Source organism: Pseudomonas sp. 2, from assembly GCF_056627435.1.
In genome coordinates, this window is sequence record NZ_JBWXNG010000019.1 from 33,374 (window position 1) to 56,382 (window position 23,009).

Below are 23,009 nucleotides of genomic sequence, written 5' to 3' on the forward strand. Positions count from 1 at the left end.
GATCAGGGGCTTTTTGTTGCCGGTCGTTAGACCATCAGGCGCGATCCCTCTCAAGCAGCGGCTTGAGGTAGTGACCGGTGTAGGACTGCTTCATCTCGGCGACCTGCTCCGGCGTACCGGTGGCGATGATCTGGCCACCCTTGGAGCCACCCTCCGGCCCCAGGTCCACTAGCCAGTCGGCCGTCTTGATCACATCCAGGTTGTGCTCGATCACCACCACGGTGTTGCCGTGGTCGCGCAGACGGTGCAACACGTCCAGCAGTTGCTGGATATCGGCGAAGTGCAGGCCCGTGGTCGGCTCGTCGAGGATGTACAGGGTCTTGCCGGTGTCGCGCTTGGACAGCTCGCGAGACAGCTTGACCCGCTGGGCTTCACCGCCCGACAGAGTGGTCGCCGATTGCCCCAGCTTGATGTAGGACAGGCCTACGTCCACCAACGTCTGCAGCTTGCGCGCCAGGGCTGGCACCGCGTCGAAGAAGCTGCGTGCTTCCTCGATGGTCATCTCCAGCACCTCATGGATGCTCTTGCCCTTGTATTTGATCTCAAGGGTTTCGCGGTTGTAGCGCTTGCTCTTGCACACGTCGCACGGCACGTAGATGTCCGGCAGGAAGTGCATCTCGACCTTGATCAGGCCATCGCCCTGGCACGCTTCGCAGCGACCGCCCTTGACGTTGAAGGAGAAACGGCCCGGCCCGTAACCCCGGGAGCGCGACTCGGGCACGCCGGAAAACAGCTCACGGATCGGCGTGAACAGCCCGGTGTAAGTCGCCGGGTTGGAGCGTGGCGTACGTCCGATCGGGCTCTGGTCGATGTCCACCACCTTGTCCAGGTGTTGCAGGCCGTCGATGCTGTCGTGGGTTGCGGCTTCCAGCGTCGTCGCGCCGTTCAGGGCCGTGGCGCTGAGCGGGAACAGGGTGTTGTTGATCAGCGTCGATTTGCCGGAACCCGACACGCCGGTGACGCAGGTCAGCAGGCCGACCGGAATTTCCAGGTCGACGTTGCGCAGGTTGTTGCCGCGTGCGCCCTTGAGCTTGATGGACAGCTTTTTGTTACGCGGTGTGCGCTTGGCCGGCACTTCGATCTTCACCCGCCCGGAGAGGTACTTGCCGGTGAGCGAGTCGGGGTGCGACATCACTTCCTGCGGCGTGCCTTCGGCGACGATCGCGCCTCCGTGCACGCCGGCGCCGGGGCCGATGTCGACGACGTAGTCGGCCAGGCGAATGGCGTCCTCGTCATGCTCGACCACGATCACTGTGTTGCCGATGTCCCGCAGGTGACGCAGGGTATCGAGCAGGCGGTCGTTGTCGCGCTGGTGCAGGCCGATGGACGGCTCGTCGAGGATATACATGACGCCCACCAGGCCGGCGCCGATCTGGCTCGCCAGGCGGATACGCTGGGCTTCGCCGCCGGACAGTGTGTCGGCGCTGCGATCCAGGGTCAGGTAGTCCAGGCCGACGTTGACCAGGAACTGCAGGCGCTCGCGGATTTCCTTGAGGATCTTGTCGGCGATTTCTCCACGCCGCCCGGTCAGCTTCAGCCCGCCGAAATAATCGGTGGCATCGCCGATCGGCAGGTTGGTCACAGCCGGTAACGTTTTTTCGCCGACCCACACGTGACGTGCCTCGCGACGCAGGCGGGTGCCGCGGCAGTCAGGGCAGGGTTGGGTGCTGAGGAACTTGGCCAGCTCCTCGCGCACGGTCGCCGACTCGGTTTCGCGGTAGCGGCGCTCCAGGTTTGGCACGATGCCTTCGAAGGGGTGGGCGCGCTTGACGATGTCGCCGCGGTCATTCAGATAGCGGAAATCGACGTTCTGCGTGCCACTGCCGCTGAGCAGGATCTTCTGGTGCTCGGCCGACAGTTCCTTGAACGGCATTTCCAGGCTGAAGTCGTAATGCTTGGCCAGCGAACCCAGCATCTGGAAGTAATAGACGTTGCGCCGGTCCCAGCCGCGGATCGCGCCTTCGGCCAGGGTCAGCTCGCCGTTGACCAGACGCTTGGTGTCGAAGAACTGCTTGACCCCCAGCCCGTCGCAGGTCGGGCAGGCGCCGGCCGGGTTGTTGAAGGAAAACAGCTTGGGTTCCAGCTCGCTGATCGCATGGCCGCAGATCGGGCAGGCAAAGCGCGCCGAGAAGATGATCTCCTCGCCGGGCTCGTCATCCATCGGCGCCACCAGGGCGATGCCGTCGGCCAGCTTGAGCGCGGTTTCGAACGACTCGGCCAGACGCTGCTGCAGGTCGGCGCGGACCTTGAAGCGGTCGACCACTACGTCAATGGAATGCTTCTTCTGTTTATCCAGCTTGGGCAGCTCGTCGAGCTCGCAGAGCTTGCCGTTGACCCGGGCGCGGACGAAGCCCTGAGCGCGCAACTCCTCAAAGACCGCCAGGTGTTCGCCCTTGCGCTCGCGCACCACGGGTGCCAGCAGCATCAGTTTGCTGCCTTCGGGCTGAGCCAGCACCAGGTCGACCATCTGGCTGACGGTCTGCGCCTCCAGCGGGATGTCGTGATCCGGGCAGCGCGGCGTACCCACGCGGGCATACAGCAGGCGCAGGTAGTCGTAGATTTCGGTGATGGTGCCCACGGTGGAGCGCGGGTTGTGCGAAGTGGATTTCTGCTCGATCGAGATGGCCGGCGACAGGCCCTCGATGGTGTCCACATCCGGCTTTTCCATCATGGACAGGAACTGGCGCGCGTACGCCGAGAGCGATTCGACGTAGCGTCGTTGCCCCTCGGCGTAGAGCGTATCGAAAGCCAGCGACGACTTGCCGGAGCCGGAAAGCCCGGTGATGACGATCAGCTTGTCGCGTGGCAGGGTCAGGTCGATGTTTTTCAGGTTGTGGGTTCGAGCCCCACGAATCAGGATCTTGTCCAAGGTGGCCTCGCACGGCGGGCGTAAAACGCTGGAGTATACGGCCAAATACTGGATGGATGCACACTATTGCGCGAGATGTCGGCTCACAGGAGAAAAAGAAATTTCCTGCGATGCGCGGCAAAGCGTCGTATGTGCTCTCCCTCGATGGGACTGGTAGAATCGCCGCCGGTTCACACGAGGTTTTTCCATGCACGATTCTCACAGCGAGCGCATGAGTGCCAGCGAAACCCGCGCAGCGGGCGGCCTGGCGCTGGTGTTCGCGTTCCGTATGCTTGGCATGTTCATGGTCTTGCCGGTCCTGGCCACCTACGGCATGGACCTGGCTGGCGCGAGCCCGGCACTCATCGGTCTGGCGATTGGCGCCTACGGCCTGACCCAGGCGGTTCTGCAAATCCCGTTCGGCATCATTTCCGATCGCATCGGCCGTCGCCCGGTCATTTACCTGGGCTTGATCGTCTTTGCCCTGGGCAGCGTGCTCGCTGCGCAGTCGACCTCCATCTGGGGCGTGATCGCCGGCCGCATTCTTCAAGGCGCAGGCGCGATCTCCGCGGCCGTGATGGCGCTGCTCTCCGACCTGACCCGCGAGCAACACCGCACCAAGGCCATGGCGATGATCGGCATGACCATCGGCGTGTCTTTTGCTATCGCCATGGTCGTGGGCCCGGTGCTGACCAGCGCCTGGGGTCTCAAGGGGCTGTTCCTGGCCACGGGCGCCATGGCGCTCGTCGGAATTCTGATCGTAGCCTTCGCGGTGCCCAAGGCGACAGTGACGCTGCAGCACCGTGAGTCGGGCCTGGCCAAACAGGCACTGGGCGCCACCCTGCGCCATCCGGATCTGCTGCGCTTGGATCTGGGTATCTTCGCGCTGCACGCGATGCTCATGTCCAGTTTCGTCGCATTGCCGCTGGCGCTGGTCGAGAAGGCCGGCCTGCCCAAGGAGCAGCACTGGTGGGTTTACCTCACCGCGTTGCTGATCTCCTTCTTCGCCATGATCCCGTTCATCATCTACGGCGAAAAGAAGCGTCAGATGAAGCGGGTTTTGCTGGGCGCAGTGCTGGTGCTGTTGGCCACTGAGCTATTCTTCTGGGAGTTCGGCAACACATTGCGCGCGCTGGTCATCGGCACCGTTGTGTTCTTCACCGCCTTCAACCTGCTGGAAGCCTCGTTGCCTTCGCTGATCAGCAAGGTGTCTCCGGCGGGCGGAAAAGGCACGGCAATGGGGATCTATTCCACCAGCCAGTTCCTCGGATCGGCGGCCGGTGGCATCCTTGGCGGCTGGCTGTTCCAGCATGGCGGCCTGGACGTGGTGTTCCTCGGCGGCGCGGGTCTGGCCGCCCTCTGGTTGGCGTTTGCTGTTACCATGCGCGAACCTCCGTACGTGACCAGCCTTCGCTTGCCCTTGTCGTCCGAGGCTCAACGCGACACAGGCCTGGCCGAACGCGTGCTGGCCGTACGTGGAGTAACAGATGCAGTAGTGGTCGCCGAAGAAGGCGCCATCTACATCAAATTTGATAAAGAACTGTTGGATCGGGCGTCTTTCGACGAGGTGATCAGTCCAGCGTCGGAAACGTGTGAAGCCTAGGAGAACGTTATGGCCCGTGGGGTTAACAAAGTCATATTGGTCGGCACATGCGGCCAGGATCCCGAAGTTCGCTACATGCCCAACGGTAATGCCGTGACCAACCTGAGTCTGGCGACCAGCGAACAGTGGACCGACAAGCAAACCAACCAGCGCGTCGAAAAGACCGAGTGGCACCGTGTGTCGCTGTTCGGCAAGGTCGCGGAAATCGCCGGCGAGTACCTGCGCAAAGGCTCGCAGGTCTACATCGAAGGCAAACTGCAGACCCGCGAGTGGGAAAAGGACGGCATCAAGCGTTACACCACCGAGATCATCGTCGACATGCAGGGCACCATGCAGCTGCTGGGCGGTCGTCCACAGGGTGATGCGCAACAGGGCCAGGGCGGCGGCGGTTACCAGAACTCCGCACCGCGTCCTCAACAGTCGCGTCCGCAACCGGCTCCGCAGCCAATGCGCGAATCGCGCCCGGCTCCGCAACAGGCGCCACAACCGGCTCCTGATTTCGACAGCTTTGAGGACGATATTCCGTTCTGATCCCTGTGGATCGAACGCGATAACGTTATGCAAAGCCCCCGGCAAGCTCAGCTTTCCGGGGGCTTTTTCATTTCACCAGGATCGCTCAGCCAAAGCGCACGCCGTCTACCAGCCGTTTGGCCAGCCATGGCTGTTTGAGTTTTTCGAGCCACCACTTCAGCGCGCGGCCTTCGTCGTCGCCGCGCCAGCCGACGTAGAGGATGTTGGGCTCGCGCGGATCGGCCATCTGTTTCTCCAGCAACTGGCCGCTGTCCAGTAACGCGCTGACCCGATGGCGCGGCAGCCAGCCGACGCCCAGGCCCATGAGTTGGGCGCGGATCTTGGCCTGCATGCTGGGAACGGCCAGCGTTGCCTGGCCGCCGGAAACCCCGTAAGTGCGGCCTTCGCTGGTGCGTGAGGAATCGGCGACGACCACCGCGCGATGCAGCAGGATCGTTGCCCGGTCGATATTGCCCTGCACCCTGGCCAGCGGGTGTCGAGGCGAGACGGCGAACACCCAGTCCATCTGCCCCAGTTGCATCCAGCGCAGCGAGGCTATCTTGGTTGGCTCGTTGGTGGCGCCGATGACCAGATCGGCATGACCGTTCTGCAGCGCTTCCCATACGCCCTTGAGCACTTCGTGGGTGAAGCGCAGCGGCACCCCGGATTCGAGGGCGTCGAATTCCTGGATGACCGGCAGCAAGGTTTCGAATTCCAGCAGCTCATCGGTGACGATGCGCAGGCGGCTTTCCCAACCGCTGGCCACCTGCTGCACGCGCTGAGTGAGCCGACCCACTTCCTGCATGAGCCTGGCGGCTTCCTCGACCAGCAATTGGCCGGCGGGTGTCAGTTGCAGGCGATAGCGGCGGCGGTCGAAGAGCAGGGCATCGAAACGTTCTTCCAGTTGGCGGGCGGCGTAGGAGACGCTGGAGGGCGCCTTGCCCAGACGAGCGGCAGCCCGTGAAAGGCTGCCGGTTTCGCGGATGGCATCGAGCAGGGCGAAGTCGTCGCTGGACAACATGTTCCGATCCTTCGAACGAGTGGGCCGCCCAAGCTTAGATCAGGTACAAGGTTCTGGCGCTCAGTTCTTGCTGTCCAGGAAGGCCTGGATCTTCGGCACCACGAACGCGGGTTGTTCTTCCATGATCCAGTGCCCGGCTTTCGGGACGACCAGGCCATCCACGTGATTGAAGGCCGACGCGACGTAGGTCTGCATGCTGGCGCCGAAGGATTTCTCGCCGCCGATGGCCAGCACCGGCATATTCAGCTTGCCGATCTGCGCGAAGCGCGCCTGATTGTCTTTGGCATCCTGGGAGAACGCAGCGAACTGATTGAAGGCCGAGTGAATCGCACCCGGGCGGGCGTAGAGCGCGGTGTAGTGATTGCGGGTTTCTTCGTCGATCTTTGAAGGGGCGTAGGACATCTCGTTGTAGAACCGATCCAGGTAGATGCGCTCACGGCCGGCCACCAGACGCTCGACATCCGGGCCGCGGAAGTTGAAGTGCCACACGCCCTGGTTCAGCAGAAACTCCTGCCACTGACCCAGCCCCGGAAGCGGCGCGTCCATCAGCACCAGGCGGCTGACGCGGTCGGGGTACTGCGAGGTAAAGGCGTAGGCGACCATGTTGCCGATGTCGTGGGCGACGACTTCGGTCGGGCCGACCTTGAGCGTATCCAGCACACCGGCAATGTCCTTGGCCTGGTTCTGCTTGTCATAGCCGTCGGCAGGGTGCTCGGAAAGGCCCATGCCGCGCAGGTCCGGAACGATGACCTGATGGTTTTTCGCAAGCTCTGCTGCCAGGGGCTGCCACATGTCGCCGGTGTCGGCAAAACCGTGCAACAGGACCACCGCCGGGCCTTTGCCGCCGACGCGCACATGCAGGGTGGTGCCGTTGGTGGTGATTTCCTGGGTGGTGAAGCTTTCGGGAAAGGGTTTGATATCGGCCAGGGCAGTTGCCGAGGTCAGGGCGCCGACAAGGGATGCGGCTGCGAGGGACAGGCTGATCTTGAACATGGTGACCTCCAGAGGAATGTGAACGAATCTGGAGGTGATGTTGCGCGGTTGTTGTTCGAATGACTTACAGGTAGTTCGCCGTAGATATTCGAAAAACTCGAATGTTAAAGCTCCACCCGTAGCAGCACGGCTTGCCGGCGGGGCGGTGTGTCTGTGACGAAGATGTCGCCTGACACACCGCTACCGCCGGCAAGCCGGACTGCTACGCGGGGCGGGCGGCGGTGCCTAGAGCCTAGAGCCCCAAATCGCTCAGCCCCGGATGATCATCCGGACGACGCCCCAGGGGCCAGTGGAACTTGCGCTCCGACTCCTTGATCGGCATGTCGTTGATGCAGGCGAAGCGGTGGCGCATCAGGCCGTCTTCGTTGAATTCCCAGTTCTCGTTGCCGTAGGAGCGGAACCAGTTGCCCGAGTCGTCGTGCCATTCGTAGGCGTAGCGCACGGCGATGCGGTTGTCGGTGAACGCCCACAGCTCCTTGATCAGCCGGTAGTCCAGTTCCTTTTTCCACTTGCGGGTGAGGAAATCCTTGGCTTCCTGGCGGTTGGTCGCGAACTCGACGCGGTTGCGCCATTTCGTGTCCAGGGTATAGGCCAGCGACACCTTTTCCGGGTCGCGGCTGTTCCAGCCGTCTTCGGCCAGGCGGATTTTCTCGATGGCCGATTCACGGGTAAACGGCGGCAGGGGTGGACGAGTTGGGGCAGTGGACATGGCGAAGCCTCCAGACAGTCGGTGGATACGGCAGTGAGTGAGCGTTCGTGAAGCGCAGGCCTTCAGCGAGACTGAGGCAAGGCCTGTTTCAGCAACAACTGCGCAACGTCCCTTGCGCTGTCCGCGGCGCTGTAGTCGCCCATGACGCGAGCGATGGTGATGGCGCCTTCCATCAGAATCAGCAACCGGGTGGCCAGTGCTGACGGTTGCTTGATGTTCAGTTGCTCGCACAGCTCCTGTGCGTAATCGAGCAACTTCTGCTTGTGCAGCTTGGCGATCAGCCGGATCGGATCATTCGGATCGCTCACCTCGCCGGCGGTGTTGATGAAGGCACAGCCGTGGAACCCTTCGGATTCGAACCAGCCCTTGAGCACCGTGAACATGTTGAGGATGCGCCCTTGCGGCGTTTCGGCCTTGTCGGACTCGGTCCTGAACCAGTTCATCCAGCGCACGTCGCGGGCGTTCAGCGCTGCGGCGGCGACTTCGTCCTTGGTGGCGAAGTAACGGTAGATGCTTTTTCTCGCGACGCCTGATGTCTTGACCAGAAGGTCCATGCCGGTGGCGTGGATACCGTTCTCGTAGATCAGTCGCTCGGCGGTGGCGAGGATTTTTTCGCGTGTTTCGGTCGTTGGTGTGTTCATGCTGCCTAAAGTAGAACGCACGTTCTCCTTGGTCAAGACGCTGTTGAAAAAAGTCTTCGTGTGTCGGTGGGCGGGAGAAATTGCAGATGAAGGTTTCGTGGATCCGCCGAACTTGCCGGTTGAAATTCGATCAGTTCCCTTAGCGCCCCGATTTGGCTGTCCATCGCCACTGTCCTCAACCCACAGGGAGTGACCTGCGTTTTGTCGAACTTCAAATCAGCCCTGGCCTTGTGCCTGATGCTCTGCGTCAGCAGTTTTCACCTTTGGGCGGCCGACCCTGCACCGGCGGCCAGTACCGCTCAATCCGCCGCTGCGGCCGATCCTGCACCGGCAGCGGAGCCCGCCAAGCCGGAGCTGCTGGTCAAGGGGGGATTGCTGGGGGCGATCAGCTCCAGCATCGACAGCGTGCAGGACAAACTCGATCTGGACGGCAACCTGATCGACGCCTGGCGGCTGAGGGCTGATCGTGCGGCGGATGAAATCGATACGCTGGTCAACAAGCCGCTGACTCGCTCGCCCTGGAGCATCGTCGGTGACTTCCTGATTCTGTCGCTGGTGTGGATCGGCAGCTTCCTGCTGATCAATCGCATCGCGACCTTCGTCGTCAGCCGTCTGTCGCGACACCGGTTGTTGGCGCAACGCGAGCGCACGCTGGGCGTGCTCGGCTATGTGCTGCCGTTCACTCTGCCGGCGCTGGTCTGCCTGCCGCTGACGCTTTATGTCAGCCATTTCATGTCGCCTTCCATTGGGCGCGCGCTGGCGCTGTGTTTTTCCTACGCGACCAGTAGCGGCATCTTCTCCACATCGGTGCTGATGTCTGTCGTGGTGCTGTTCAATTTCGGCCACAAACGCACGGCGGTGCGCATCATCCGTGGCTACGCGCCGCACCCGCTGTTCATCATCGGTTTTCTCGCGGCCTTGAGCGACGCCTTGACCAGCCCGCAGATCGTCCGGCAATTCGGCGGCAACGTGACCACCAGCGTCGCGGCGTTCACCGGGCTGATGGCCTCGGTCATGTTCTGCATCGTGGTGATTCGCATGCGTCGGCCGGTGGCGCACCTGATTCGCAACCGCTCCCTGAGCGCGCGGCTGGCTCGCCCGGCCTTGCAGCAGACCCTGAAGATCTTCTCCAGCCTCTGGCACTTGCCGATTCTGCTGATGATTCTGGTGTCGGCGGTCAACCTGATCGGCGCGGGCGAGGACAGCCAGGAAGCCTTGCGCTGCGCCTTGCTGACCACGGTGCTGTTGATCGGCACGGTGTTCCTCAGCACGCTGTTCCAGCACATGTTCAAACCGGCGGAAGCGCGCACCGAGCGGGTCTACAAGGAGCGCTTGCTCAGCCTGCTGCATGCCGTGCTGCGCATCGCCCTGGCGGTAGGATTTATCGAGATTCTGGGCAGGATCTGGGGCTTTTCGCTGTTCGAATTTGCCCAGCGCAACGCCCTTGGCAAGGTCATCAGTGATTCGCTGAGCAGCATCGGCCTGATCTTCCTGGTCACCTGGCTGTTGTGGGTGGTGATGGACACCGCGATCCAGGAAGCCCTGAAGCCGCCGACCAACAGCCGCTCCTCGCGCCAACCCAGCACCCGGGTGAAAACCATCCTGCCGCTGTTGCGCAACGCGATCAAAATCATCCTGGTGGTGATCTGCACCATCACCACCATGGCCAACCTGGGGATCAACGTCGCACCGCTGCTGGCCGGTGCCGGGGTGGTCGGCCTGGCCATCGGTTTCGGCTCCCAGCAACTGGTGCAGGACGTGATCACCGGCCTGTTCATCATTATCGAAGACACTATTTCCATCGGCGACTGGGTGGTGCTCGACTCCGGCCACGCGGGCACCGTGGAGAGCCTGACCATCCGCACGCTGCGCCTGCGCGACGGCAAGGGTTTCGTGCATTCGGTGCCGTTCGGCCAGATCAAGGCCGTTACCAACCAGTCCCGGCAATTTGCCTACGCGTTCTTCTCGTTCCAGTTCACCTACGACTCGGATGTCGACTCGGCGACTTCGCTGATTCGCGAGGCGGGGCAGGCGGTGTCTGACGACTTCCTGCTCGCCAGCAAGCTGCAAGGGCCGCTGGAGGTGTTCGGGCTCGATCGCATGGACATGAACGGCATCGTCATCACCGCGCAGTTCCGCACCTCATCGGGCGGGCAATACGCGGTGAGCCGTGCGTTCAACGACAAGCTCAAGCGCCTTGTGGATAAGTCCACCGACGTGCGCTTCGCGCAAACTTATCCACAACTGGTGATGAGCCCGCACAACGGGCAGTTCTCGCAGATGGAGGAGGGCGATGCGCCGCAGCCGGTGCCGGGCAAGACCTCGGTGGTGAACAAGGATGGCTCCGAGAGCCCGGTTTAGACGTGCTTCTGTAGGAGTGAGCTTGTTCGCGAATGCGGCCCATCAGGCACCAATTTAGCGTTTGCCAGACCGCATTCGCGAGCAAGCTCACTCCCACAGGTTTTGCGTCGAGCCGGAGAATCGAGAATGGCTCACCTAAACAACCGATCCCGCACCTGCAACATCACCTGCTGATCCAGCTCGCCCCAATACTGCGGCTTGCCCGCGATGATCGCGGCAATGGGAACGCCGTCGCGATAGACCAGGCGATTGCCCACCACCGCCGGCACCTTCGCGCCGGGTAACAGCGTGCCGGCCAGGTTCAGCGGATCGACCCCGCTGACCCCGATCAAGCTGCCATCCAGTGGCCGTTTGCGCACTTCGCGCAGCAATGGAATGGCCTCGGGCAGGGCGAATTGCTCGCCTGCCAGCCCGGCCACGAAACGCCCGCCGCGAATCTCCCCGCGAGCCTCCAGCCGATGAAAGGTGCGCAGCAGCTCGCGCCAGCTGGGCAGCCAATCCGCCTCACGTTCCAGCAGGCGCCAGAACACCACGCCGTAGCGACGCAGCAGAGTCATCGCTATGTGCTCCAGCGTGTCATTGTCCAGTTGCGCGGGCGCCGCCGATGTGGGCGCACGACGCAGCAGGGCCCAGCGCCCGGCGTCGTCCATGCCACCGATAAAGGCCCCGCGATTGCGTCGGCTGGTGTGCGCCGCGCGTTTGCTGGCCGGGGTCACGAGGGCGCGCAGGCCGGCGAAGCTGTCAGCGTTAACCAGCCCGGCGCCCACCAGCTCCTGCAGCGCGTTTTCCAGTTCGGTGCGCAGCAGATGCGCCTCGCCGGTGAGCTCATCGAAGAACATCGCGCCGTTTTCCGACAGCACCTGATGAACCTTTTGCGCGCGCAATGACAACTCGTCAGGCGACGTCTGTTCGGTCAGGCCGCTCCACAAACGCACTTGTGGGCGGGGCAGCAACACGATTGGCGTGCTGCGCAGCGCGACACTGGCCACCTTGTTGCGGCTGGTCAGACGCATCCACACCACTTTGCCGGACCGACACAGGTCATCCAGCCAACTCTGGGAATAATCCTTCAGGCGCGCCGGAAGAATATCGCTGTCCCAGGCGCCTGCCGCTGCGGAAAAACCTTCGAGCTGATCCAGCACTTCCGGCAGCGCCGCCTTGCCCTGGCTGATGGTCGATGCGGACAGGTGCTGCCAGTCGAACAGAAAACGGGTGAAGTCCTGCAGCGAGACCGGCTCGATTTCCCGACGCAGGCGTTTGACCGTGTAGCGATGAATACGCGAGAGCAGATGCCGCTCGCACCATTGCTCCTCGCGGGTGCCGGGGCTGAAACGCCCGCGCAGCACATAGCCCTGGCTTTCCAGTTGGGCCAGGCCCTGGGTGACGTCACTTGCCGTCATGGCCAGCGGTTCGGCGATGGCCTGAACCGGCAGTGGGCCGAAGCCGCTCAAGCGTGCGCGCAGGATCTCCACCCGGGCTTCGTTGTCATTCCAGGCTTCATCGAATCCGGCCAGAGCGGCCAGCGGCGGATGCATTTCGGCAGCAGGGTAAAGTGCCTGCAAGCACGTCAGACGCTCCAGCGGTATCCACAGGGCGTTTTCCGACGTGATTTGCAGACGCGTCGCACGCCCTGCGCGGGCCAGGCTTTCCAGCCATTTCATCCAGTGCGGATTGTCCCGCGCTTCGACGCCGCTGATGCCGCCCAGGCTCATCAGCGCTTCGTGCATTTCGTCGGCGTTCTGCGGTTGCGGCCAGGCCTCGATGCCCACGGCGTCGATGGCGTCGGCATCGAGGGCACCGAGATCATCAGCCGATTCGGGGTCGCTCCAGCGGCGATTGAGCACCGCCTGGGTCCGACGTTCTTCCAGCGGCGCGTCGTCGAGAAAACTGTACGGTTTGGCGTTGAGGATTTCCGCGGCCAGGGGTGACGGCGCGGGCAGGTCGCGGCTGATCAGGTGCACGTCGCCACTTTCCATACGGCGCAGCAGGGCCAGCCAGCCTTCGGCGTCCATCGCTTCGTGCAGGCAATCGTCGAGGGTCTGCTCGACCAGCGGGTGATCCGGCACCTCGCGCTCGCCCACCAGGTTTTCCAGGCACGCGATCTGGTCGGGAAACACCGTGGCGATCAGGTCTTCGCCCTTCATGCGCTGCAGTTGCGCCGCCACTTTGCGCCCGCCGGCATAGCGCGGCAGGGCCAGGGCGACCCCGGCGTTCCAGCGCCAGCGCACGCCGAACAGCGGCGCATCGAGCACCGCCTGAATCAACAGATGTTCGGCACTGTTCGAATGCAGGTAACGCCAGACTTCATCCAGCGCGAAACTGTGGCTGGTGGACAGCGACAGCACGATGGCGTCTTCGCTGGCGGCGGCCTGCAGCTCGAAATTGAAGTTGCGGCAGAAGCGCTTGCGCAGGGCCAGGCCCCAGGCGCGGTTGATGCGGCTGCCAAATGGCGTGTGGATCACCAGTTGAGTGCCGCCGGATTCGTCGAAAAAGCGCTCCATGACCAAGGTGTCTTGCGACGGCAAGGCGCCGAGGGCGGCGTGGGCGCGGGCCAGGTACTCGACCATTTGCCCGGCGCTGTCTGCGTTCAGCCCCAGTGTGCTCGTCAGCCAGTCGATGGCGGGTTGCAGATCGCCCGGATGTTCACTCAGGTGCTGATCGATGTCGGCCTGAAGGCGGGCGACGGCGAATGAAAGCTCGTCGCTGCGGCCCGGCGCCTCGCCCAGCCAGAACGGGATATTCGGCGCCATGCCCTGGGCGTCGTCGACTCGCACCCGGTCCGCTTCGATGCGCAGGATCCGGTACGAGGTGTTGCCCAGCTGGAAGATGTCACCGGCGATGCTTTCCACCGCGAAGTCTTCGTTGACCGTGCCGATGTTCAGCGCCTGGGGTTCGAGGATCACGCTGTAGTCGGCGTTGTCGGGGATCGTCCCGCCGCTGGTCACGGCGGTGAGCTTGCTGCCGCGCCGCCCGCGCAGGGTGCGGGTTACGGCGTCACGGTGCAGATACGCCGCGCGCACGCCCTGGCGCCCGCTGTATCCCTCGGCGAGCATGGCCAGCAGCGTCTGAAAGTGTGCTTCGTCCAGCTCGGCGTAGGGCCAGGCGTTGCGAAACAGCGCGAGCAGGTCCTGTTCCTGCCATTCCCGGCAGCTCACCTCGGCGATGATTTGCTGCGCCAGTACATCCAGCGGCGCCTTGGGGATCAGCAAGGTGTCGAGTTCGCCGCGGCGCACGCAGTCCAGCAGCGCCGCGCATTCGATCAGGTCGTCGCGGGAAATGGCGAACAGCCGGCCCTTGGGCGTACCGCCGACATGGTGCCCCGAGCGGCCGACCCGTTGCAGAAAGGCGGCGATGGAGCGCGGCGAGCTGATCTGGCAGACCAGATCCACATCGCCGATGTCGATGCCCAGTTCCAGCGAGGCGGTGGCGATCAGCACTTGCAGTTCGCCACGCTTGAGCCGTTGCTCGGCGTCCAGCCGCTGCTCCTTGGCCAGGCTGCCGTGGTGGGCGGCCACGGCCTGCTTGCCCAGACGTTCGCTCAGGTGCCGGGCCATGCGCTCGGCCAGGCGCCGGGTGTTGACGAAAATCAGCGTGGTGCGGTGCTCGCGGGCAAGCTCGGCGAGCCGGTCATAGACCCGCTCCCAGACATCATTGGCCATCACCGCGGTCAGTGGCACGGGCGGCACTTCAATGGCCAGATCGCGCGGGCGGGCGTGGCCGATGTCGACAATGGCGCAAGGCCGGCTGAGCGGATCGCTGCCTGCCAGAAAGCGCGACACCCGCTCGATGGGTTTCTGCGTCGCCGACAGGCCGATGCGCAGTAACGGCTGGTCACACAAGCCTTGCAGGCGCTCCAGGCTCAACGCCAGATGGCTGCCGCGTTTGCTGGCGGCGATGGCGTGGATTTCGTCGACGATCACCGTCTGCGTGCTCGACAACATGCGCCTGCCCGAGTCTGAGCCCAGCAGCACGTACAGGGATTCGGGCGTGGTCACCAGAATGTGCGGCGCGGTCTTGCGCATCGCGCTGCGCTCCTTCTGCGGCGTGTCGCCGGTGCGCACGGCGGTGCTGATGCGCAATTGCGGCAGGCCCATCAGGCGCAGATGCTCGGTGATCCCGGCCAGCGGCTCCTGCAGGTTGATCTGGATGTCGTTGGACAGCGCCTTGAGCGGGGAGACATAGACCACGTAGGTCTGCTCCGGCAACTCGCCGCCCGCTTCAAGGCCGAGGCGGACCAGATCGTCGATCACCGCCAGAAACGCGGTGAGGGTTTTCCCCGAGCCGGTGGGCGCGGCGATCAGCGTCGACTGCCGTTGCTTGATCAGCGGCCACGCCTGGGCCTGGGCTGGCGTGACCGCGGCAAACCGGCTGGCAAACCACGCGCTGACCGCCGGGTGAAAGGCAACGGGCACAGGCGCGGGAGTCTGGATGAGGTTCATGCAGCCAGTTATGCGGGTACGGGCCGCGTGATGCAAGGGTGCAAACCGGTCATTGATCGGCGGGCGGGGCTTTGCACCCCTTGGGACTTATCCACAGGACGTGTTATGTTTGCGACCGTTTTTCACCTGTTTTCAACTGAATTCCAAGACCGAGCCTGCTGACTCTATGCGAATGCGCCTTATGCTGTTGGGCGGCGGGAATGCCCTTGGGCAGGCGTTGATCCGTCTGGGTGCCGAGGAGGACATTGGCTTCCTCGCACCGCGTCCACCGCAAGACGGTTGGGATGCGGCAAGCCTGACGCAACTGCTCGATGACACCCGCCCGGATGCCTTGATCAATCTGGCTTACTACTTCGACTGGTTTCAGGCGCAGAGTGTGAGCACCGAGAGGCTGGACACGCAGGAGCGCTCCGTCGAGCGTCTTGCCGAGCTGTGCCAGCACCACAACATCATTCTGCTCCAGCCTTCGAGCTATCGGGTGTTCGATGGCTCGCGGGCGACTGCCTACAGCGAAAAAGATGAACCGGTGCCGCTGGGCGCCCGGGGCCAGGCGCTGTGGCGGATCGAACAGAGCGTGCGCGCCACCTGCCCGCAGCATGTCTTGCTGCGCTTCGGCTGGCTGCTCGATGACAGCGCCGACGGGCTGCTGGGACGGTTCCTGGACCGCGCCGAGCGCCTGGACGAAATCCTCATGGCCGATGACCGCCGGGGCAATCCGACGCCGGTGGACGACGCCGCCCGGGTGATCATTTCGGTGCTCAAGCAGCTCGACTGCGCCGCGCCGCTGTGGGGCACCTATCACTACGCCGGGCACGAGGCCACCACGCCGCTGGCGCTGGGCCAGGCGGTGTTGACCGAAGCCCGCGCGCTGCACGCGCTCAAGGTCGAGGCGCCGACCGCCCAGGCCCATGCCGCAAGCCCCGACGTGAGCGACGAGCCGCAGAACGCAGTGCTGGCCTGCAAGAAAATCCTTCACACCTTTGGTATCAAACCCCGCGCCTGGCGTGCCGGTTTGCCCAGCTTACTGGACCGCTATTACCGTCATGTCTGATGCACCTGTTCTCATCACCGGCGGCGCCGGTTTCATCGGCTCGCACCTGGTCGACGCCTTGCTCGCCAAGGGTTACGCCGTGCGCGTCCTCGACGATCTGTCGACCGGCAAGCGCAGCAACCTGCCGCTGGACAATCCCCGGGTCGAGCTGATCGAGGGCGACGTCGCCGATGCCGCGCTGGTCGCCCGCGCCGCGCAGGGCTGCCAGGCGGTCGCACATCTGGCGGCCGTGGCCTCGGTGCAGGCCTCGGTGGATGACCCGGTGAAGACCCATCAGAGCAATTTCATCGGCACGCTCAATGTCTGCGAGGCCATGCGCCAGGCGGGCATCAAGCGCGTGGTGTTCGCTTCCAGCGCGGCGGTATACGGCAACAATGGCGAGGGCGAGGCGATCACCGAAGACACGCCCAAGGCACCGCTGACGCCCTATGCGTCGGACAAGCTGGCCAGCGAGTACTACTTCGATTTCTATCGTCGCCAGCACGGCCTGGAGCCGGTGGTGTTCCGCTTCTTCAACATCTTCGGCCCACGCCAGGATCCGTCTTCGCCGTATTCGGGGGTGATCAGCATCTTTGCCGAGCGCGCCGAGAAGGGCCTGCCGATTTCGGTGTTCGGCGATGGCGAACAGACCCGGGATTTCTTCTACGTCGAGGACCTGGTGGACCTGGTGGTGCAGGGCTTCGAGAAGCCTGCTGTGGAGGAGGGGGCGGTCAACGTCGGCCTGAATGCCACCACGTCGCTGAACCAACTGCTCGCGGCCCTGGCTGAGGTGGTCGGAGGGCTGCCAGCGGTCACTCACCTGGCTGCGCGCTCGGGGGACATCAAGCATTCGCGGGCCAACAACCAGCGTTTGCTCGAGCGTTTCATGGTGCCCGAGCCGACGCCGTTGAAAGTCGGGCTGGCGCGCTTGCTGGGGCGCTGAATCCGCAGACGCAAAAAGGCACCTGTTCAGGTGCCTTTTTTGTGCCCGAAAAACGATATGGCCGAATGAGGGTGTGTGGGAGTGAGCTTGCTCACGAAGAGGGCGTTGCATTCGCAGCACCTTTGGCGGGTGGCGAAATCATTCGTGAGCAAGCTCACTCCCACATTGAATTCACATCGTTCTCAGAACTTGTAACCCAACCCCACCATGTACACCCACGGGTCGATATCCACATCCACCTTGGTCTTGCCCACGCTCAACGCCGACGGGCCGTCGACACTGGCCTTGGTGTCGATGTCGATGTACCAGATCGAGGCGTTGAGCATGACGTGGTCGGTGAGCATGTAGTCCATGCCGATCTGCGCGGCCAGGCCGACCGAGTCCTTGAGTTTCAGGTTGCTGAAGCCCTGCTGCTTGCGCTCGCCGGTGAGGTCTTCGTTGAAGAATTTGGTGTAGTTCAGGCCGACCCCGGCGTAGGGCTGGAACTTCGAGGCGCTGTCCATCGGGTAGTACTGCAGCGACAGGGTGGGCGGCAGCTGTTTGACGTCCGCCAGCTTGCCGTCCAGACCAGGGCCCAGACCTTTCACGCCGATTGTGTGGCTGAACGGCGTGGCGGCGAGCAGTTCCAGGCCCACGTGATCGGTGAGCATGTAGGCGAAGGTCAGGCCCAGCTGGGTCGAATTGTCGGCCGTGGCCTTGGTGCCCGCGACCTTGGTGCCGTCCAGCTTCACATTGCCGCTGTCTTCATTGGGCACGACCCGCGCCGCGCCTGCGCGCACGATGACATCGCCTTCCACGTGCGCCTGGGCGCCCAAAGGTGTGAGAAGGGCGAGCGCAACCAGCGGCGCGCCGAGCAGGGACTTGTTCATGGGGGCTCCGTAAAGGCATTGAAAAGGGATGCCTTAGGGTACGAAGCGTCTGGGGCGAGGGTTTTGACCTGGCTCAAGAGACGGTCGATTAAGCCGGCTGACCTGTAGGAGCGAATTCATTCGCGAATGGCCGGGTCAGGCGATGCATCTCTATTGCCTGACCAATCTTCGCGAATAAATTCGCTCCTACAGGGGATCGCGTTCGTCTGTAGGAGTGAGCTTGCTCGCGAAGAGGCCAGTGAAGGCACAGATCATGAGAGATGCCTATTGGTCAGGAAGCTCGTAAACCAGAATCTTGTCCGCTTCCATCTGATACCCGGCCTCGGCCAGGTCGGTGTTGGTGGCTTTGACCTGCATCGGCCCCTCGATCCAGTACGGCTGGTACAGCTCGTCCACCTTCACGCCCAGCTCGCTGGTGACGTGCACGATCTGGTTGGGCGGCGGGGGCGGAACGTGGATGCAGGCGCCGAAATACGGCACCAGCAGAAAGTCGGTCACCCGGCCTTCTTCGCTGACTTCCAGCGGCACGATATAACCGGGCAGGCGCACCATCTGGCCGTCCAGCGACTTGACCACCGGCGCATTGGGCGCCAGTTGATGGGCGGCGGGGGCGGATTCCATCGACAGGGTGTCGGCCATTTTCGACAAGTCGTGGATGGGCGCGGTGATCAGCTTCACCGGCGGCGCATCGGGCGGGATCATTTCCTGCCAGGTCAGCACCCGCAGATCCTGCGCCCAGGCCTGCGCGCTCAGCAGCAATGAAAACAGTACCCACACCCTGCGCATCACAACGTCCTCACAAGCGAATCGACAAACCGTCGGCCAGCGACTGGCGATAGGCGCGCCACGCGGGCACGGTGCCCATCAACAGCGCCGCGCACAGAATGCCGCCCAGCAACGTCCATTCATAGCTGCTCGGCAGCGACAGCGGCAAGTACAGACCATAGTTCGCCTGCACGTAACCCTGAGCCGAGGCGATGCCGATGTACAGCAGCGCCAGGCCGCTGACCGCTCCGGCGAAGGCTAGCGCGAAGGCTTCCAGAATCAACAGGCTGGCGACATGCCAGGGCCGCGCGCCCACCGAACGCAGGATCGCCATCTCGCGGCGACGTTCGTTGAGGCTGGTCAGAATCGCCGTAAGCATGCCGATCAAACCGGTCAGCACCACGAACAGCGAAATCACGAACAAGGCTTTTTCGGCGGTGCCCATCAGGCTCCACAACTCCTGCAGGGCAACGCCGGGCAGGATCGCCAGCATCGGCTCGCCACGGAATTCGTTGATCTCGCGCTGCAGGGCGAAGGTCGAAATCTTGCTGTTCAGGCCGAGCATGAAGGCGGTGATCTGGGTCGGCGTCAGGTCCATGTTGCGCGCCTGATCGGCACTGATGCGCCCGGCGCCCTGGGCGGGCACGCCGTTGTGCCAGTCGATGTGAATCGCTTCCATGCCGCCCAGGCTGATGTGCAGCGTGCGGTCGACCGGGGTGCCGGTGCGCTTGAGAATGCCGACCACGGTGAAAGGTTTGTCGTCATGCTTGACCAGGCTCACCGTCGCCACGCCGTGGGCCAGCACCAGCTTGTCGCCCAGCTTGTAGTGCAGCGCTTCGGCGACTTCCGCGCCGAGCACCACTTCGAACGGGTCGGTGGCGAACGGCCGGCCATCGGCGATTTGCAGATGCTGCTGGCGGCCGTACTGGTAATGCTCGAAATACGATTCGTTGGTACCCATCACCCGGTAGCCGCGATGGCTGTCGCCGAGGGAAATCGGAATCGCCCACTTCACCTGTTTGCTGTTGGCGAAGTGCTCGAAGCTGTCCCAGCGAATGTTGTTGGTGGCGTTACCGATGCGGAACACCGAATACAGCAGCAGGTTCACCGAGCCCGAGCGGGCGCCGACGATCAGGTCGGTGCCGCTGATGGTGCTGGCGAAACTGGCGCGGGCTTCGGTGCGCACCCGCTCTACTGCCAGCAGCAGGCAGACCGACAGGGCGATGGCGAAGGCCGTGAGAAACGCGGTGAAGCGGCGGTTGGCGAGGCTGGCCAGCGCCAGGCGAAGAAGATACATCTCAAACCTCTATGGCGACGGCGGCGCGATTGAGTTCGGCCAGCGACAGGTTGCGGTCGAACAGCGGCGCCAGGCTCTGATCGTGGCTGACGAACAGCAGGCTGGCCCCGGCTTCGCGACATTCGGCGAACAGCAACCGGATGAACGCCTCGCGGGCGTCGGCGTCCAGTGCCGAGGTCGGTTCGTCGGCGATCACCAGTTCCGGCTGGCCGATCAGCGCACGGGCCGCAGCGACCCGTTGTTGCTGGCCGATGGACAGGGAATCCGCGCGGCGTTCCAGCAAGGCCGGGTCTTTCAGGCCCAGGTGCGCGAGCAAGGTCGCGGCGGCCTTGTCGACACTGCCGTGGCGCTGGGTCGCCCGCTCTGCACGCAGCCGGGAGAAGTGGCAGGGCAACTCGACGTTTTCCCGCACAGAGAGAAACGGCAACAGATTGAACTGCTGGAAAATGTAGCCGGTGTGATCGACGCGAAAGCGGTCGCGGGCACCGGCGGACAACTGCGTCAGCTCCTGGCCGAGCAAACGAATGCTGCCGCGATCAGGCTTCTGCACCCCGCCCAAGAGGCCCAGCAAGGTGGTCTTGCCGCTGCCGCTGGGGCCTTTGAGGAACAGCGTTTCGCCGGGTTCCAGACGAAACGCCGGAATGTCCAGCAGCGGCGCGTGGCCGGGCCAGGCAAAGCTGAGTTCGGACAGCTCGATGAGTGCCTGGGTCATGTTCAGAACTTGACCACTGGATTGCTCGGACGCACTTCGGCGCCCATCTGGCGTTTTGGCGTGACCAGTTGCACCTGGATGGTCTGGGTGGCCGGGAAGCTGGTGAACAGTTGCGTCAGGTCCAGCTTGTTCAGCACCGCAGGCACGCTGCAGGTGAACTGGTAGTGGCCGTGAATTTCGCTGTGCTCGTGTTCATGCTCGTCGGCGTCGCCGTCGTCGTCCTTGTCACCGTACAGCGGGCTTTCCACCCGGGCCTTGGTGACCGAGCAGCCAGCGGCCTCGGGAATGCTGAACAGCGCGTGCGGCTTGAGCAGGGTTTCCTTGGCCAGCGCCAGTTTCATCTTGTCGGCATCGCTGGTGGCGGCGTGCTCAAAGCCCACGATGTTCATCGCCGGGGTGTCCAGCTCGAACTCCAGCGTACGGCCGTCCAGCGCCATGTCCAGACGCGCCACGCCATGCACATGCGCACCCAGGCTGCCGTGTTCATGATCGTGGTCATGTTCGTCAGCGGCGTGGGCGAGGGTCAAAGGCAGCAGCGCGAAGGGCAGGGCGAGTAACAGACGACGCATAGGGAGGGCTCCGGGAAGGGGTTAAAAATTGTTATGTGATCTTATAACAATATTTTGCGGCGGTTCTTAACTTTTTCGATGCCGTGGCATTCGGCGCCATCCATATGGGTGGTAATGATCCGTAGCAGCACGGCTTGCCGGCGGGGCGGTGTGTCAGCCTACATCTTCGGCGCTGACACACCGTGACCGCCGGCAAGCCGTGCTGCTACGGGGCATGCAACGCAATACTACCTGTGGGACCATGCGCCTCAGGCAAACAGAGGGCAAATGACATGTTGCGAATCCGTGGAACCGTTGGCGATGTGCCGGTGGATCTGACTGTGGAAATGGACGATGGCGACTGGGCGAAGCTGGGTGTGCAGCTTGGCGCCCAAGTACAACCAGACGCTGTTCCCGCCGACTCGCCCGCCAGGCCTGTGGCCAGCCGCAACGACGCGGCGTGGGACATCGCCCAGGATCTGCTGCGCAAGGCCGGGCACCTGAGCGGGCCGGATCTGTTGGGGCAACTGGAGGGGCTGGCGGGCAGCACGGCGGCGGGCAAGCGCCTGATGGTGCGCATGCGCCACAGCCCCAACGTCAGGGTCGAGAGCCATGGCGATGCGCCGGAGTATTACTGGGTTGAGTAATCGCGCCAAAACCCTGTAGGAGCGAATTTATTCGCGAAAATCTTTCAGGCGATACACCTTTGTCGCCTGATAAATTTTTCGCGAATGAATTCGCTCCTACAGGTTTGGCGTCACGCGTTAATACAACGCAGCAAACAACTTGCGGCGGTAGGTGGTCACCAGCGGATGGTCGTTGCCCAGCAGATCGAACACCTGCAGCAGCGTCTTGTGCGGCTGGCCTTCGTTGTAGCTGCGGTTGCGAATGAACAGCTTGAGCAGGCCTTCCAGCGCCGCTTCGTATTGCTGGCGCGACAACTGATGAATCGCCAGTTGGTACAGCGCTTCATCGTCCTGCGGATTCTGCGCCAGGCGCGTTTTCAGATCCGCGACATCCGGCAGCGCAGCGGTTTCGGCCAGGAAGGTCAGTTGCGCCTTGGCGCCAGCCAGCGCCGCCTTGTGCTCATCGCCCTTGACCGCGTCCAGTACGGTGCGCGCTTCGGCAATCTCGCCGCGCTCGGCCAGGCAGCGCGCGTACAGGATCAGCGCGGCGGCGTTGGTGTTGTCTTCGGTCAGAATCGTCTGTAGCACTGCTTCGGCTTCAGCGAAATGGCTTTCGGCGAACATCGCCTGAGCGGTCTGCAGCGGGTCGCCCGCAGCCGGAGGCGGCATCTGCACATGTGGCTCAAGCAGCTTGCGGATTTCCGATTCTGGCTGCGCACCGGCAAAACCGTCGACCGGCTGGCCGTCCTTGAACAGCACCACGGTCGGCAGACTGCGGATGCCGAAGCGGCCGACGATTTCCTGCTCGGCATCGCAATCGACCTTGGCCAGCAGCAACTCGCCCTGATAGCTCTCGGCGATCTGCTGCAGCAGCGGCATCAGCACCTTGCACGGCGCACACCATTCGGCCCAGAAATCCACCAGCACCGGTTTGTGAAAGGAGTTCTGGATCACCAGCTGATCGAAAGTGGCAGTGGTCGCATCGAAGATGTACGGCGTGTCCTGGCTCATCGCAAGTCTCGAAAAAAGGCTCAATGACGCCAACTATAAAGGGCTGGGGGGATTGTCGGAAGGTGCGAGGCAAATCGGACCTA

The 23,009-nt window shown here is 63.3% G+C and carries 18 protein-coding genes; 6 read left to right on the forward strand and 12 right to left on the reverse strand.

The genetic code is table 11. The features are described 5' to 3' along the window. Nucleotides 1-34: 34 nt before the first annotated feature. Nucleotides 35-2,869 (reverse strand): excinuclease ABC subunit UvrA, encoded by a 2,835-nt coding sequence (gene uvrA, locus AC1MEK_RS25145; RefSeq protein WP_480398950.1) that lies wholly within the window; start codon nt 2,867-2,869, stop codon nt 35-37. Between the two features lie 187 nt (nt 2,870-3,056). Here uvrA and AC1MEK_RS25150 point away from each other — a divergent pair, with 187 nt between their 5' ends. Further along, nucleotides 3,057-4,451 carry an MFS transporter gene (locus AC1MEK_RS25150; RefSeq protein WP_480398951.1) on the forward strand — a complete coding sequence of 465 codons (1,395 nt, stop codon included), beginning with the start codon at nt 3,057-3,059 and terminating at the stop codon, nt 4,449-4,451. A 9-nt stretch (nt 4,452-4,460) separates the two neighbouring features. Continuing rightward, nucleotides 4,461-4,982: a single-stranded DNA-binding protein gene (locus tag AC1MEK_RS25155; RefSeq protein WP_480398952.1), complete on the forward strand. Its 522-nt coding sequence runs from the start codon at nt 4,461-4,463 to the stop codon at nt 4,980-4,982. An 85-nt stretch (nt 4,983-5,067) separates the two neighbouring features. On the opposite strand, the gene AC1MEK_RS25160 is transcribed toward AC1MEK_RS25155, so the two are convergent. The 4 genes from AC1MEK_RS25160 to AC1MEK_RS25175 form a co-directional block, all read right to left on the reverse strand. Next, the gene (locus tag AC1MEK_RS25160) at nt 5,068-5,982 is read right to left on the reverse strand and encodes a LysR family transcriptional regulator (protein ID WP_480398953.1); all 915 of its coding nucleotides are present in this window, start codon (nt 5,980-5,982) and stop codon (nt 5,068-5,070) included. A gap of 60 nt (nt 5,983-6,042) precedes the next feature. Next, complete coding sequence (locus AC1MEK_RS25165; RefSeq protein ID WP_480398954.1) at nt 6,043-6,975, reverse strand: alpha/beta fold hydrolase; 933 nt, start codon at nt 6,973-6,975, stop codon at nt 6,043-6,045. Nucleotides 6,976-7,207: 232 nt separating this feature from the next. Beyond that, a complete protein-coding gene (locus AC1MEK_RS25170) occupies nt 7,208-7,684 on the reverse strand; it encodes a nuclear transport factor 2 family protein (RefSeq protein ID WP_480398955.1) in 477 nt (158 codons plus the stop codon). Nucleotides 7,685-7,746: 62 nt separating this feature from the next. After that, nucleotides 7,747-8,325 carry a TetR/AcrR family transcriptional regulator gene (locus tag AC1MEK_RS25175; RefSeq protein ID WP_480398956.1) on the reverse strand — a complete coding sequence of 193 codons (579 nt, stop codon included), beginning with the start codon at nt 8,323-8,325 and terminating at the stop codon, nt 7,747-7,749. 237 nt (nt 8,326-8,562) lie between these two features. Here AC1MEK_RS25175 and AC1MEK_RS25180 point away from each other — a divergent pair, with 237 nt between their 5' ends. Then, complete coding sequence (locus AC1MEK_RS25180) at nt 8,563-10,686, forward strand: mechanosensitive ion channel family protein (RefSeq protein ID WP_480399037.1); 2,124 nt, start codon at nt 8,563-8,565, stop codon at nt 10,684-10,686. Between the two features lie 131 nt (nt 10,687-10,817). Here AC1MEK_RS25180 and AC1MEK_RS25185 read toward each other — a convergent pair whose 3' ends face one another. After that, complete coding sequence (locus AC1MEK_RS25185) at nt 10,818-15,125, reverse strand: DEAD/DEAH box helicase (RefSeq protein ID WP_480398957.1); 4,308 nt, start codon at nt 15,123-15,125, stop codon at nt 10,818-10,820. Between the two features lie 166 nt (nt 15,126-15,291). Between AC1MEK_RS25185 and AC1MEK_RS25190 the strand changes: the two genes are divergently transcribed. Then, a complete protein-coding gene (locus AC1MEK_RS25190; RefSeq protein ID WP_480398958.1) occupies nt 15,292-16,176 on the forward strand; it encodes a sugar nucleotide-binding protein in 885 nt (294 codons plus the stop codon). After that, complete coding sequence (locus AC1MEK_RS25195) at nt 16,169-17,098, forward strand: NAD-dependent epimerase/dehydratase family protein (RefSeq protein WP_480398959.1); 930 nt, start codon at nt 16,169-16,171, stop codon at nt 17,096-17,098. Before AC1MEK_RS25190 ends, AC1MEK_RS25195 begins: the two co-directional genes overlap by 8 nt. Before the next feature lie 182 nt (nt 17,099-17,280). Here the strand turns inward: AC1MEK_RS25195 and AC1MEK_RS25200 are convergent, their stop codons facing one another. The 5 genes from AC1MEK_RS25200 to AC1MEK_RS25220 form a co-directional block, all read right to left on the reverse strand. After that, the gene (locus AC1MEK_RS25200; protein ID WP_480398960.1) at nt 17,281-17,967 is read right to left on the reverse strand and encodes an OmpW/AlkL family protein; all 687 of its coding nucleotides are present in this window, start codon (nt 17,965-17,967) and stop codon (nt 17,281-17,283) included. A gap of 264 nt (nt 17,968-18,231) precedes the next feature. Continuing rightward, complete coding sequence (locus AC1MEK_RS25205) at nt 18,232-18,753, reverse strand: DUF3299 domain-containing protein (protein ID WP_480398961.1); 522 nt, start codon at nt 18,751-18,753, stop codon at nt 18,232-18,234. A 10-nt stretch (nt 18,754-18,763) separates the two neighbouring features. Continuing rightward, entirely contained in the window at nt 18,764-20,029 is a 1,266-nt protein-coding gene (locus tag AC1MEK_RS25210; protein ID WP_480398962.1) for an ABC transporter permease, read from the reverse strand. Between the two features lies 1 nt (nt 20,030). Then, the gene (locus tag AC1MEK_RS25215) at nt 20,031-20,741 is read right to left on the reverse strand and encodes an ABC transporter ATP-binding protein (protein ID WP_480398963.1); all 711 of its coding nucleotides are present in this window, start codon (nt 20,739-20,741) and stop codon (nt 20,031-20,033) included. A gap of 2 nt (nt 20,742-20,743) precedes the next feature. Next, nucleotides 20,744-21,310 carry a DUF2796 domain-containing protein gene (locus AC1MEK_RS25220; protein WP_480398964.1) on the reverse strand — a complete coding sequence of 189 codons (567 nt, stop codon included), beginning with the start codon at nt 21,308-21,310 and terminating at the stop codon, nt 20,744-20,746. 272 nt (nt 21,311-21,582) lie between these two features. Between AC1MEK_RS25220 and AC1MEK_RS25225 the strand changes: the two genes are divergently transcribed. Further along, a complete protein-coding gene (locus AC1MEK_RS25225) occupies nt 21,583-21,936 on the forward strand; it encodes a hypothetical protein (RefSeq protein WP_480398965.1) in 354 nt (117 codons plus the stop codon). A 117-nt stretch (nt 21,937-22,053) separates the two neighbouring features. On the opposite strand, the gene trxA is transcribed toward AC1MEK_RS25225, so the two are convergent. Next, nucleotides 22,054-22,926 carry a thioredoxin gene (gene trxA / locus AC1MEK_RS25230; protein ID WP_480398966.1) on the reverse strand — a complete coding sequence of 291 codons (873 nt, stop codon included), beginning with the start codon at nt 22,924-22,926 and terminating at the stop codon, nt 22,054-22,056. Nucleotides 22,927-23,009: the final 83 nt, after the last annotated feature.